Annotated in this window: 10 protein-coding genes; all 10 read right to left on the reverse strand. The window is 33.7% G+C overall.

The window, feature by feature from the left end; all coding sequences use genetic code 11:
- Positions 1–22 precede the first annotated feature (22 nt).
- Entirely contained in the window at positions 23–454 is a 432-nt protein-coding gene (locus tag K0R77_RS06075) for a nucleoside deaminase (protein WP_300349874.1), read from the reverse strand.
- Positions 454–1,083, reverse strand: a complete 630-nt coding sequence (locus tag K0R77_RS06080) for a hypothetical protein (RefSeq protein WP_300349877.1) — start codon at positions 1,081–1,083, stop codon at positions 454–456. The genes K0R77_RS06075 and K0R77_RS06080 overlap by 1 nt, the downstream gene beginning before the upstream one ends.
- A 48-nt stretch (positions 1,084–1,131) precedes the next feature.
- On the reverse strand, positions 1,132–2,052 hold the full coding sequence (locus K0R77_RS06085) for a WYL domain-containing protein (RefSeq protein WP_300349879.1): 921 nt from the start codon (positions 2,050–2,052) through the stop codon (positions 1,132–1,134).
- An 849-nt stretch (positions 2,053–2,901) separates the two neighbouring features.
- Entirely contained in the window at positions 2,902–3,468 is a 567-nt protein-coding gene (locus tag K0R77_RS06090; RefSeq protein WP_300349881.1) for a transposase, read from the reverse strand.
- Positions 3,469–4,018: 550 nt separating this feature from the next.
- A complete protein-coding gene (locus K0R77_RS06095) occupies positions 4,019–4,399 on the reverse strand; it encodes a hypothetical protein (RefSeq protein ID WP_300349884.1) in 381 nt (126 codons plus the stop codon).
- A gap of 7 nt (positions 4,400–4,406) precedes the next feature.
- Positions 4,407–6,701 (reverse strand): hypothetical protein, encoded by a 2,295-nt coding sequence (locus K0R77_RS06100; RefSeq protein WP_300349886.1) that lies wholly within the window; start codon positions 6,699–6,701, stop codon positions 4,407–4,409.
- Entirely contained in the window at positions 6,685–7,056 is a 372-nt protein-coding gene (locus K0R77_RS06105) for a hypothetical protein (RefSeq protein ID WP_300349888.1), read from the reverse strand. The genes K0R77_RS06100 and K0R77_RS06105 overlap by 17 nt, the downstream gene beginning before the upstream one ends.
- A 23-nt stretch (positions 7,057–7,079) precedes the next feature.
- Positions 7,080–11,195 (reverse strand): hypothetical protein, encoded by a 4,116-nt coding sequence (locus K0R77_RS06110; RefSeq protein ID WP_300349890.1) that lies wholly within the window; start codon positions 11,193–11,195, stop codon positions 7,080–7,082.
- A gap of 219 nt (positions 11,196–11,414) precedes the next feature.
- Complete coding sequence (locus K0R77_RS06115; RefSeq protein WP_300349892.1) at positions 11,415–14,504, reverse strand: hypothetical protein; 3,090 nt, start codon at positions 14,502–14,504, stop codon at positions 11,415–11,417.
- Between the two features lie 299 nt (positions 14,505–14,803).
- Positions 14,804–15,061 (reverse strand): hypothetical protein, encoded by a 258-nt coding sequence (locus K0R77_RS06120; RefSeq protein ID WP_300349894.1) that lies wholly within the window; start codon positions 15,059–15,061, stop codon positions 14,804–14,806.
- Between the last annotated feature and the right edge of the window lie 62 nt (positions 15,062–15,123).

A 15,123-nucleotide genomic window follows, 5' to 3' on the forward strand; every position in this document is an offset into this window, starting at 1 on the left:
ATGAAGCATATTTTAAAAAAAATTATCTTTTAGATTTAAAAAAAGCTTTCACAATCGAAGAACATTCATTTTCCATAATTCCGGTGACAATCTCTGTCTTTGGATGGAGTGTTAGATTTTTATTGATAAATCCTCGTTGCTCGTCTCTTGCGCCAATCACTACTTTTGAAATCTGCGACCACGAAAGCGCCCCGGAACACATCACGCATGGTTCTAAAGTCACATATAAAGTACAGTTGATCAAATATTTTCCACCCAGAAAATTAGCGGCAGAAGTGATTGCCTGCATTTCGGCGTGAGCGGTTACGTCGTTTAAAGTTTCGGTAAGATTATGTGATCTCGCAATCACCCGGTTGTTCGAAACCACAACACATCCGATGGGAACCTCATCTTTTTCAAATGCAGCTTCAGCTTCGTTAAGAGCCATTTTCATAAAATATTCGTCGGTAAACATTATTCAATATTCAAAGTTAAAGGAAGTCTGAAGCGGTATCTTACCGGATCACCATTGATGACAGCCGGAGAAAATTTTCCTGAAAGAGAATATAAAGCAATCTCTGCCTGTCGGTTGAAAGTAAAATTATCACCTTCAGCTTTTACATTGCTGATTTTACCGTTTTTTTCTACAACAAATGCCACATTGGTTTTTACAGGATTTATTTCGGAGTATACCGCCTCACTATAAAAGAGATTGGCAACTTCCTGCCTCAAAGCATTGATGCCTCCGGGATAATCTGCAGTTTTATCTGTAAAAGGAAAAATTTCGCTTTGATCTGAAGCTGGATTTAGTTTTTTTTCTAAATTTAAATTAGACAAATCTTCAGTATTTTTCACTTTCAGCAAAGCTCCAACCAGTGCGGTGTTTTCAATACTGTCCATTTTTTTCATGAAGAATAAGAAATCATTTTTGATGGAAGCTTTGATAATGTTGTTTGACTCTGCATCAAATTTCTTCTTAAATTCAGTATTCAGCATACTTCTGTGCTGGTTGTAATAGTTTTTTACCTGCCTGAATTCTTCCGTCTGCTGTGGGAAGCAAAAAGTAGAAATGAATAAGAAAATATAGAGAAACAACGATTTCAAATCATGATATTTATGTAAATGTAATCAAAAAATGAATATACAAGTTCACTATTCTTCTGAATAATTACCCAAAGAGGCTTGTAAATGAGTACGAATCTCATCAACTAAAGTTTTAGGTTCTAAAACCGTTACCTCTTTTCCATACGAAAGAATTTCCTGCATAAAGTCATAAGTAGAGTGGAGGAAGAATTCAAAATAGATCTCTTCCCGAGTTTCTCTGGTTTCTTTCTGTGATTGGTGTAATGGAAAACTTCTGATATATTCTCCCTGATGTCGGCTGCATTTCAATACTATTTTTTGGGGATTTTGTTCGGTCAGATTCATTACACCAAAAGCATTTTTAAAATGTTCTCTGAAGTTGAATTTGTATTTTTCTCTGAATTTGTTTTTGGTAACATCAAGATAATTGATCCTGTCTAAACCAAATGATTTTAAAGCTTTGTCTTTGGTGTCAATTGCAATAAGATACCATCGGTCTTTAGATTCTTTCAAAGCCAAAGGATGAACTTGTCGTGATGTCATCAGTTTGTTTTTGTAATTGTAATGCTCAAAAGCCACAACTCTTTTATTACGGATGGCAAAGAAGAGATCATAAAAATGCTCTACACCGGTAGGTTTTCTGCTTTCAAAAAAGATAAAATCTGCAAAATCGGGATGCACGTTTAATGCATTGCTCACTTGAAAAGATTCCAGCAGTTTTTGGTTGTATTCATCAACTTCCATCATGGGACGGCTTTCAATATAGTAACGGTTGTCACCTTTCTTTTTGTTGTGAATAGAAAGATTAAAAAGATCTGAAATCTCACGGATATCCCTCTGCAAAGTTCGGATAGAGTAGCTCTTGATTCCCGCATCCTGAAATTCGAAAGAGCTGAGAAGATAGTCCTCCATCTGTGAATAGGTAGCAGGAGCGCTTTCTAATTTCTTGATGATTAGGGCATATCTTGTTAGGTAAAAATCTTTTTTCATTGGTGTTTTTTAGATTTTATTATGAGCTTTTATTGCTTTGTTTTGTATTACAAATATATTCGGTTAATGCGACAAAAGGTGTCGTGTTTTATTTTTGTTGATAAGTTTTTTGCAATTTATCTTAAAAAAATAGACATTTATACTACCACAAACGGAGTCTTAAAACTCCATCAATTCAAGTAGCGGAGTGTATTGATAACTTTTCTAAACTTAAAGCAATCTATTTATCTACATTCATTTACCCATTCTCGAACCACCTGTAGCCACTTACAAAAATACCTTTATCAGGTTGTAGAAGTATATGGAGGTGCTTTATAACTACCTCTAACTATTATTATAACTGTTTACATCCACTTATGGAAGGGCCTTTAACCGGTTATATAAGTGTCTGAAGACACTTCGTAACTACCTGCAAGTACTATAATATGTGCCTGTGGCCACTTTATTAAGGGCTTGTAGATACTTCACCAGCGGTCTCTAGCCGCTTTGGAAGGGGGCTATACCCCCCCCCTTGCCTAGCCCCCTGTTAGAATCTTTGTATAGCTGGATTTGTAATTGCGACTCATCAATGTATGTTTTTATAAAAGATAAAATTATACAATCTGAGAGAATGAAGTTTTAAAAGAAAAAGCCACACGATGCAATCGTGCGGCAGCGTGGGGTGTTGATATTGCTTCTAATGATCTTCTTTCCTGATATAATTTATGCCCATTCTCTGCTGCTTTATCTATATCTTTTAAGTGTAATCTAAACTCAACAATATGTCCGCTTGTTTTAAATGCAATATGAATACTAATAAAAATAATCCCCCTCGCTGCCGCACGAATCCTTTCGTGTGGTTCAATCGTCTTACAAATCAAACATCCTAAAAACTACAATATCTTCCAAAAGCCCTTTCTCATCAGAATAATCTACTGCGCTGCTGTATCTATAATCTTCCGCACGGAAAACCAAACCTGACTCAACTGGATTTTGATGTACATAATTAATTTTTTGATTGATTACATGATTGCTCCACAACTCAATAGGTTTATTATCATGTCTCCAAAATTGATATTGATTTACATTAGAAGTTTTTGCACCTTCCTTAAGAAATAAGTCTAATAAAAATTCTTTTCTGCTTTCTTTGGGGTTTTCTTTAATAGCTTTTACAACGGCTTTGCTTGTAAATCTTTTCAAATCACCAATCAAAAGTTCAGGTTTCTGCCCGTTTATACTTCTGAAAACTAAATGTACATGGCTTGACATTATGCACCATGCATGTATTTCTAGGCCTTTGTTCTTTTGGCAGAATCTTAAGCTTTCTAAGAGAATTTCTTTATATTCATTTCGGATAAATACATATAGCCAACCTACTACAGCAAAACTTATGAAATATAATCCTTCGGGATTATGGAATTTGTAATTTCTACTCATCAATGTATGTTTTAATTAAAGATAGAAATTTTTTGAGAAAGTTGTGAAAATAAAAGCCACACGAAAGGATTCGTGCGGCAGCGAGGGTTATACCCCCCCCCCCTTGCCTAATCCCCTGTTAGAATCTTTGTGTAGTTGGTATAAAGATAAAATTAATCTGAGAGAATTAAATTTTAAAAGAAAAAGCTATACGATGGAATCGTGCGGTAGTGCGGAGTATTTCTTTACCGAAGCCTATTAAAACTAAAAAAAATGCCCTTATTGACGGTTTTGCTTTTACAAAGAATTTCCTTTTCCTACAGATCAAAAATCTCCTTCTAATAATGCTGAAAAATGCTTTTTAAATAAAATTGCTGCTGGATAGATAAGAGATTTTATAGTTCCTTTATATCATTCATTAATCTGTTTTTCATTATCATCCAACATACCAAAGGGAATTTCAAACTCTTTTTTTCTGCTAAATCAATAATACATCTTTTAAGATTAACTGGCAATCACCACATCCAGTACAATACAAAAAAACGCCTCCATTGCTGAAGGCGTTACATTATTATTCTTTTATATTATTAGGATCTTCTCCCGTTATTGCACAGACTTTTTCTAAAAGATGTTTTGCTATAAAACCTCCTATTGTTTTATTGCCATCTCTATCAAATTCATTAAAATATACCGTAGTTGCCCCATAGTTTAACGTCTCTCTCTCTACAAAACCGTTATCATAGAATTCTATAACCCAGCCCATCTGTTCTCCATCTATATATTCTGTCTCCCCAGCTGCCTGTCCGTTTTCATAATATCCATGAATTTCAAACCCTGTAAAGGGCTTTCCTTGGTAGGTCATATCTTCACCTATATAAGTACCTACTCTAACTGATTGTAAATCTTCTGTATCTACTCTTATTTTATCGGGCATTCTATTATTTGTACTCATAATTTCATTATTTAAATTTTGTAACTTTTTCCAAAAATACTACATCTTTTAAAATTAACTGGCAATCGCCACACCGAATCATGTATTCTTGTCTTACAATGTTCTTGTTATATCCAATAAAACCTTTCAATACTTCATCGTTTATTTTCACTCCTTTGCTCTCCAATGTCCAGAGCAAATCGTTCAGTGCCAATACTTCGGCATGAGTTCCTGGTAAGCCTCCTGTTCTTTCCCAATTATAAGATGCAGGATGCTTAATACCTTTGGATACTTCATCAAAATGGGTTCTAAGCAATTGTTCTATATGCGGATGCATATCATATTCCAAATAGCGTTGTTGTTTATAAAATTTATAAATTTCTTTGATGTCAGACAAATCGCATTTTCCCCTACCAATCCCTTTTAATTTTAACAATTTTTCTAATTGACTTTTCGGGAAATTAGTTTTTACTTTAATAATCTCTCCCAGTTTTCTATCCTCATGAATCACCCCTGCTACCAATTGTCGATCTCTTAACCAATTTTTATCAATAAATTTTTTTCCTTTTTTGGTTCTCAGTATTTTTTTGCCTTCGCTAAAACCAGAAGAATGTTCTGCATCCAAAAGAAGCGCCACTTCTTTGTCTACTTTATGAGTAAGCATTTTGGCTTGTCTCCTAATATGTATTGGTATTTCGGAAGGTTTCGGAGTTCTTGCATCATAATAATTAAATCCTTTTTCATACGAAGGAGGCAGATTACCATCTATAGTTTTGGTATGCAAAACCTTTTGTTCTTCTAGTTTTTTTGCGATTTTCTGTTTTTTCGCTTCTGCTCTTTCTTTTGGCGTAGGTTTCTTTTTAGGTTCAACAACAACTTCTTCTATTGCTTTTTCTCTTATTGGCTCTTCCGGTAGTTCTTTCGGTTTGTGGATGTCGTCTAGTTTACTTTCCAGATTTGGGTTTCTTTTAAGAGCATCATCTACCCAATGTTCCATTTTTGGAAGTATTTTTCCTACATCTGCTATAGATTTTATCACTTCTACAATAGAGAAAATAATGTCTATTCCGATAATAAAATCTTCTCCTGCATTGTGCGAAATTACATATCCGTTTTGGTTTTCAGAATATCTTTCTTCAAAATAATTTCCAATAGCTTCACCTATTGATTTTTTTAGAAAATCGGGATTTTTTATATAATTTTCTATAAATTCTTCTACTCCTTCTTTTACTTTAAGGTAAGTTATTTTGTCTTCCGCATCCAATTCATCCAACTGAAAATAGAACCTAAAAGCTAATAAAATAATGTCTAAAAATCCTGCAACAAATTCTACAATACCATCCCAAAGACCACATAAGAAAGCAAAATGATAAGGAGAACTCAGATACAAAGAATCTAAGTACTTCTCTACTAAAAAAAGATCATTTTTTAAATTGTTAATAAATAATTTTACTGTATTTATAAAAGTCTGATTGACCAAAAGTAAATATTCCACTGCAAGAAGGAAATTTTCAATTTCCTTTAATAAACTAATAGACTCTATTAGTTTATTTTTTATAAAAATAATGACTTCTTTTGGTTTTTCTAATAGATAATCCGAAGATTGCAGAGTAGGATCCCAACTGTGTTGATCAAATTTTAATTGCCTAAAAGCAATAGATATTCCAGAAAGAATCTCATCTGTAACGTCAGTTTTCGTATGCTTTTTGCTTCCTATATCAAATATTTTTAATGGTCTGTAGATTATCTCTAATTTGAAAGCCTCTACAAGCTTTTCTGAAGTAAATTTGAGATTGTTTACATTTTTTTGCTGTGCTATGATGATGGAACTCCACTCTTCTAAAATATTAGATGTTGAATTTTTTTTGATAATAGTAAAATATTCATTTAGCATTGCCTGACTCATCTTGATAAGGCAAACTGAGTTTAAATCTACATTAAATCCATTTATATTATTTTGTTCTTCTATGTAAATTATAAAGTCGGTCTCTTCATCATACTTTCCTTTGGAAGAATCTATAGTTTCATCATATTTTGTATAATTATCAATAAGCTCATTTCCTTTTGTAGAATTTTCTATTCTATATTTCCATAAAGGATTTGTATTTATGTTATAAACGAAGTCACTTATTGTCTTTTTATAAAACAAACTTTTCTCTCCTAAAGGCGATTGTAAAGCATATTGATTTGATCTTGCTTCAAAAGATTGCTTCGCTATTCCTTGCAACGGATTTTTATTCCCTTCAAAATCTTTGCTTACTTCTTCAAAAGAAAGTATTTTGTATCCGGATAAATCTCCGAATTCATCATCGAAATTTTCCATTTTCTTCGTTTTTAGTTATTAAACACTCCAGCTCATACAAAGGAAAAAGTTCTTTCGTTGTCATATTCTCACTAAACTTTTTAGTCTGAGATTCATCCAATACTAAAAGGTCCAAATGATAATTTGGTTCTACCAAAACATGAGCATTTTTAAGTTTGCATTTTGCCTGTACCAAAACGTCCCAATCTTTTCCTTCCAACTCATTCCAGCGTTCCAAAGGAAGCCTTCCTCTGCTACCGAAAAGGATGATCTTTTCTACAGCAGTGATCTCTCTAATCTTGTCTTTAAGACGCGTGAGTATATAAGGCAGCACTTTATCGTGCTGCCAAATAGACTCAGGTTTTATCCTGCTCATTATTAAAAATTAAAAGTGATTAATTATACTAAGAATTTACTCAAAGATATTTTATCCAGATATTCAGCTTGAGGAATAACTTGCCCATCTTTATCTAAAATTCTTTCTTCACCGTATTTATTATATTCTGGTGAATGTATTTTCAGGGTAGAATTATCTAAATCAACAGAGAATTTTAGCATATCGTGTCCATCGTCACCACCTGGTTTTGTGAAAGAGAAATTTTTAATTTTGGTCACATTAAGCTTAAATGTAATTCCTTTTTCTAATGGATAGGTTTCTAATCCTTCAATCTGAGAAAGTTCGTCAGACAATGCTTTGTAAATTGGTGCTAAAGAATCGGTTGGAAGCCAAGTAGCATCTCTGTCAATGGTGATTTCATTTCCTAAACAATAATATTTTCTCGGAAAAAAATCTAATTCATCTGCCTCTTGAATAGATTGAACGGTATTATCCATTTCGTCAAAACTGATCTCAATCCATTTATCTCCAGACTGCCCAATCTGATTGTTGTTCAATTCAAAATTGCTTCCGCACATTTCACCTAATTGATCATCGAATTTTACTCCCGGTTCGCAGTTGCAAGGCAATGCTTTTTCTACTTTTAGACCAATAGAATCTGCCTGAAGAATCGTAAGCGAAGTAGGGATTTTCTCTCTCCACGGTTCACCTTGTTTTTTACCTAAAGCAGAACGCATTTCGTCTACGATTGATAAGAATAAAGCATCATCAATTACAGGAACTTCGCCGCCGTTCCAGATTTGTCCTGTTGCAAGGAAATGTCTTACGGCTTCTTCAAATCCCGGTCTTACGGTAACGATAACTCTCGCCATACCAGACTGCATAAATGCCCTAAAAGTAGGATCATTATCATCAAACTGATACATATCTGACCATCTTTTTCTATCGCCCCAATAATAAGGATAGAAATAATAGCTCATAATATCCCATTCAAAAGCCTGTTCCATAAATTTTACAAATGCGGCATATTGATCTAATTTTGCATCAACTAAAACATCAGTATTGATAAAGGTTTCTTCTGCTGCTCCATCATTGGTATAGTATCTCTTTTTACCGAAAGTAAGTTCTACGTTAGGATTTTGTTCCAACATGTAAGAAATACAGTTCTTTCTTAAAATTGTATTTTCAATTTTTCTGTAGAACCCAGGGTTTGAACCTTTGATCTGTACGCCTAATGCTTTTGCTTCAGCTAATGCTTGGTTGTATTTTTCTAATTCTACTTCGTAAGCTTCGATGATTTTATTGAATAGTTTCTGTAAACCTAAATCATTAATTTCACACTCTACACTTATATTTATGTTTCCTGCGTGAAACCCTACTGAACTATAAGAAACGGCTATTTTACCACTATATTTATCAAGGGTGTTGATATCTTTTGTAAATAAACTTCTAAAATTACTAACACTAGCATAAACCATTTCATGTCTTACATTTCCAACAGTCACATAGGAGCCAAGACCAGGATCTTGTGTACCTGTAACAATAGCAGCTACAATTTTTGCATTTTGTGTTGTGCTATAACCATCAGGAATTTCCAGTTCAAAGTTACCATGCGCTGTTTCGTCAAATTCTGAATCGCCTTTATAATCCTCTGTGGTTGTAAAACTAAACGGATGAGAGATATGAATTTTTTTAGAAATGTAATCTGCTTCCACATTATATTTACTTAGCCAGTATAATAAAGTAGTAGTATTATTTAGTGCAGTAAAGTCTTTCATCTGATGAATTGTTGAGTCTCTTGGGTCAACAGGTTTTACCAATTGTTGAGAGTTATCAATCATTTTTACTCCTAAAGTATGAAGCTTAGCAGGTTCTGGAATCATAAATTCAAACATCATACGTTTCCCGTAATTGTAGATTTGGTTTTTCACTACTTTATCTACCCATCTGTAAACGCCTACCACATGATTGCTTCCCTTGGTATTGTCGAACCCATGTTTGTTGTTTTCTTCGTATTCTTCTAATACTTTGTCGATACGTTCTTCTTTTACTTTAGTAACAATTCTGTCTAGCGCTCTTGCTGTAATGTCTTTAGCTTCTGTAACCGCTTGTCTATTGCTTTCTTCTTTGGAATTGTGTGTGGCATAGCTTGCATTGGCTGTGATTCCAAATTTGTTATCCCCCATTCCCCAATTTGCATAAGCTCCGGCTTGTGCAGCAAAATCTTTTGACTCTTGCAATATTTTAGAAATCTCACTCTGCATTTCATGTCTTTCGGTGGAAGTGGTGTCAGTAAGTTTTTCTTTTTCAGATTCTGAAGATTTTGTAGTTTGTGATTCGCTTCTTTTTAATCTTCTGGTAGAACGCTCTTTGTATTCACGAGCCATGATGTTTTCGATGTGAGCAACATCACCTTCTACATAGCAATATGTACTTTGTTCTACTTTTAAATAATCTGCAACTCCGATGTTTTTCATTCCAAATCCTGAAGGGATGAAAGAAGATGAATCAGTAGGGTTATATGTTGGCGTTTCTGGTGTTTCCGGATTTTCAGGTGTTTCTGGTTTTGGTGGATCAACAGGTACACATCCTGCATCACCTCTGAAATGATATTGTTTAGTCATTCTGTCCAGATCATTCGTGTCTTGAACTAATGTAACATTTAGATTATAAGTATTACCATCACTTAGTTTTACTTGTCCCTGTAAAATGAATCCTCCCATTCCTGAGGTTTGAGAAACTAAAATTCTAGGCAAGTTAAATAATAAACAAGATCCTCCACCCATAGGAGAAACACTTGTTGAAGAGAAATCTACACCATTCAATACTATTTTATAATTCGCAGAAACAACTTCCAGATTACTGCTTAAAGCCAAAAGTAAGCTCCACTCAGTTGAACTGCGTGCATAGGTCTTTATGCTGAAGGGGATGTAGCCGGAAGTAGAAGTATTATTACTCACAGGAACGATAACTCCTCCAACATTTGTAGAAACCTGTTGATTAAGTACTGTGTTGTTTAAAACGGTTTGCTGCAAAGATTGATTACTTTGAGTAATATTCTGAGTAAGCTCATCAAATGAAGAAATATCTGATAATGCTTCTGTAAGGCTAGATGCACCCATTACTCTAAGCAATGCGCTTTGATCTTTCACTTCCAGAGTTCTGCCCATAGCAGTAATGTCAATTTCCGGTGTTTCAAATTTGAAATCAAATTCAGGAATTTCTGTTTCCGGAGTTGTGATCTGCATGATTTCATCTTTGATGCGATGAAGCTCCATATCGAGTTCGCTATTTGCATAGAACTTTTCGGGGTCGGCTACGCTGAGCTGAGTAAGATAATTGATCCTGTTTTCTAAAATCTGCTTTTTTCTTTCTGCTTCTGCAGAATCTTTTTGAGCCGTCTTGAGAAGTGGTTTTACAGTTTGCTGATATTCATTGTAAGCTTCTTTGTGAGCTGCATCATGCTGTTTTTTGTAAGTTTTTTCTAATTTTGAAAGAGAATCCATTAAGCTCTCATTTTCTTTTAGATTAATAGTTGCCTCGGCAAATTTCATCGCTTTATCATTGTACATGGTTCTCTGTACCGTTGAAGAACCTGTAGTATTGAAATCGGATTGAGAAACTTTAAATAATTCTTTAGGCAGAACTACTTTTGCTCTTTTCATATCCTCAAAAGATTCTTCAGATTTATCATAAGCAGCAATAATATGCTCTAAATGAAGATATTGCATAATAAGCTCCTTTGCGTAGAAATCTTTTTGGGTTACAACCTGATAAACTAAATTATCCCAATTTCTGACACGTTGTGATAGAGTAAGTTGAACAGGAGGAAGTCCGTTATATACATCAATTTTCTTATCAAATTCCTCTTTTGTAGCAGTTGATTTGTTTCTTGCAACCCATACTGCAAGATCATAAAAGTCACTTCCATAAGCACTTTTAAGATCAGTTTCTTTATAAATAAAGGTCGGCTGTTGTTGACTTACCTCTCTGCAGATAGTCTGTAATGTTTTACCTAATTCGACGCCTTCATCAAATAAACTTTCATCTGCAATGGCTTTTTCTCTGAAGATAAATCTTCGTTCTAAATTTTTCGGATCTGATAATTCAGGGTTTCTCATTGCCGCAAATCTGAATAGTGTTTGCGAAGAGTTGTTTGTGTTTAAATTTGTTGACATTTTAAAATTGTTTTGGTTTTTAAGATTAAAATTTTTGGAAAATTCTTTTAAGAGAATATTTCCGGTAGGCTTATTTTTTTAAGTGGTTTCAGCCTACAGAAATAACCACTCTGATTTTTTTAAATCAGCGACATTCACATCGTGATGACAAGTTTGTATATGAAAATATTAAAGTCGGAATGCGACAAAAACTTGACGTAAAATACTTGAGAATCAATTTTAATTTAAAAAAGAAGCTCTTCTGTAAGAACCTTTTTTGATAAATCTTTTTTCTACAGTAATATAATACTCGGTAGTTTCTCCGGAGAGTATTCTGTCTATTGAATTATCTTCTCTTCTTACATCAATATCGAAAGGAGCGAGATTGGTTACGGTTAGTTGTCTTTCCGGAATAAGAATGCTATCAAAATCAATATGTTCTCTATGATATTCTTCTGTAATGATGACTGTGGTAAATTTACGTTCAGCAAGTATAGGATAATCAGGATTTGTATGCTCTGCCGTTAGTTGATTCAAACTTTCTTCAACAAATGAATGTGTCGAATAATTTTGAGACTGTACCCAAGATTGAGTGGCTGCAGTATTTGCAATATGATTCCAATTGTTGATATCGGATTGAGAGAAATCACCTTCGCTCCACATTTTATACCAGTCAGAAGTCCAATTATCATCAATCCCTTTTCTTAGTTTAAGCATTGGTACGCCTTCGCCATCTATGCCCGTCTGATTAGCAAAAGCCAATTGATATGAACTGTCTCCCGTAGAAGCGGTTGTTCCATCCCAAGGTGCATAGGTCATCACACCGGCATAGTTACCCGAACCTTTAATTGATGAAGCATTGGCAAAATCGAATCTAACTCTATTACCACTTGTATTTGGTTTAACATCATCAGGATTTCTAGTTCCGTCAGGAGATGTTACAAAATTGTTTGTTATGGTAACGGCATTTCCATTCGACAATGTTAATGTTTGTCCTCCTAATCCTTCTAATCCTGTTGATAAAGTCTGGTTTGGGAAATTTGCAGATACCCACTCCTGTGTTGCATAACCGTTTAATGAAGTATTTGTTAAATACCCTACTGTAGCATGGTTACCCCAATTATAAGCTTGATTCCATTGACTTGCTGCTCCGAAGTTAGAAGATAATATATTACCATCGGCTTGAATTAGTACACTTTCGTCTTGATATGACGTACCTCCATTTCCGGAAAATTGAAACGCATAACCTAGACTATTTGAGCTATCACCTCTCTTATTACCTACTTTCCAAATAGTATCGTAAAAACTATAAGTATGGCCTGATGCAATGGCATTAATTGATGAACTGTTTCTATGAACAACAATATGATTATTTTCACCTCCTAAAAATGTTACATTAGAAGTATGAGCAAAAGTTTTATCTGCAATTATAGTTTGATCTGTATTTACAGTAACATAGTTTGAAGCATCCGTACCTGTAATCAATTTATTCCAACCTCCCCAATTTCCATTACCAAGACCTCTAGTATAAATTTCACCATAAGTATTAAAACCTAATTGTACTCCATAATTTGGGTGTGTACTAATTGATAAAACAGCATTGGCATTATCTACTGCATTTGGAAATATGTTTGTTGAAGTTGGTGCGACTACAGTATTAAAATTAAACTTCTGATTTTCAATAAGATTGTTAAGGTCGACAGTTCCTGTGTAATCTGATAATAAGGATTTGTGAGTATGTGCTGTTAATGCAAAATCGCTTATTGCTTTATGTCCTCCCCCCGCTAAAAGAACAGAATTATTATCAGCACCTTCTTTATGATAGCCTTCTACAGAATATATTGAACCATTTACTGTTAAACCGTGCCCAATTACAGGAGTTCCACCAATTGATACACCACCATTATTATTTCTATTTAAAATCAACGGATGATAACCAACGCCAGCTTCTTTAGATTGAATGTATGAAGTACCATCATCTGTAACAGCAAATTCTAAAGATTTAGCATCAGATGTTCTACCTACTTGAAATTGAGCATTGTGTTGAGCTACTCCTATATATTCGTTAGTACCTAAATCTTTATTAATTACTTTTCTAGCAGTTATTTCTTGTGTTTTGTGGGTATTTACAACTCTTGAATCTCCACTAAAATCAACACTATTTATCGTTCCCTGTAAGGTTAATGGTGTAGTATCTCCACCCCAGACAACAGACCAATTTTCATTAAAAAAAGTACCATCACCACCATAACCTTGAACATCAGTAATTGCAAGTCTTGGATAGCCTACAGTAATTATAGGTTGTATATAAAATAAGCCTGTGTTTGGATCTTTAAAAAATTCAATTCTATCTATATGGCCAGATTCTCCAACTCTCCATATTATTCTTGGCTCGTAAACATTGTTTTGATAGATGTAAATATTTACTTGAAATTCGTAATAATAATAAGGATAATTATATAACTTAACTGTAAAAGTTATCATATTACCTGCTATTGCTCCTATTTTGATAAGAGGGTTACTCACATAACCGCCTGTTGCATCGTTAAGTACAGATAAGCCTAAATTGTTGTGTATTATCGAGCCTTGAGCATGTAGTTTTTGAGCATAGAAAATACTTTTATTATTTAAGTGTATATCCTGCATTGCTCCTACATAAGGAACTTTACCATTAATATCACCTGTAGTAGCAAAATCTGTTATTGCTTTATGGCTTCCGCCCCCTAGTAAAACATAATCATTGTTAGAACCTGACTTTCTAAATTCTAAGGCATTGACAGGGATTGTAGTTGAATTAGGGCTATTTACAAAATAAAAGCCTAGATCAGAATTTACATATTTAAGTTGTCCTAAATCAACTCTTGGTCTATAAAACGATATTGCAGGATAATTACCATCATTTGAAGTCACGAATAAAGAATTATTTGTACTGTCATTTCCTGATGAAGTTATAAATTCTTTCCTTCCAGTAATATATTGAGCCGTGTTAGTAGTCATCAAATACTCATCAGAATTTAGCTGAATGTATTCCGAACCGCTCCATCTGAACTGTGTATTATTATTGGTGACTAAATAGATCTTTCCTTTTTCTCCGGGATTAGGTAGATTTTCAAATGTGTCAAACTCCAAAACATCATCTACATAACTCGGAAGCTGTGATGAAGGTACTTTTCCATCTACCAAATCAGCTTTTTTGTTTAGAGAAGATTCTGTACTCTCCGGAAATTCTCGGTTGTTGTGCCAATAATTTTCCATATAATTCCAAAACCCTTCGGATATTGGAACTTCTGCTGTATTAAAATCAGAATCAAATTCTTCGTTTTCTTCCATATTTTATTGTTTTTTGTTAAGATTTTTAGTATTAAAATTTGAAGCTTCTTTTTATTAGAATCACTTCAGTTTCAGCCTTATTTTTTAAGGTGGTTTCCGGCAAAAGATATCCACCTCAATTTTTAATATTCGAAATCATTTTTTGTATCTTTAATTGTTGGTTTTTGAACATATTTCTGGCTGTTCAACATTTTGTGAATGGTGAATTCAAAGGCTTTTGTTATAATTTAAATGATTGCTTTTTGTGTTTTATTTATATTACCAAAAGTAATGGTGAGAGACGACAAAACTTGACGTGTTTAAAGTCTTTTATTTGAAAAAATTTCTTCTTCAAGAATGTCATTTTCAAAATCTTCTCTGAAGAAATTTTCAATTTCGTTAAGATAATTATCGTAGTCAATTTCTGTATTTTCGATATCGTTCCAGCTAATAGTGTAAAGGTTTTCGTCGAAAATAATATCAGTGTTGTATTCGGGCATTTCCATATTTGTTGAATGTTTTTTGTTGACTTCTGAACATATTTTTTGCTGTTCAGTATGGGTAAATATTGAATTCAAAGGATTTTAAAAATTTAAAGATCGTTTCTGTGTTTATTGCTATTCCAAATGTAGAATAGGGA

The sequence above is a fragment of the Chryseobacterium sp. genome (assembly GCF_029240215.1).
In the GTDB taxonomy this organism is placed as follows: domain Bacteria; phylum Bacteroidota; class Bacteroidia; order Flavobacteriales; family Weeksellaceae; genus Chryseobacterium.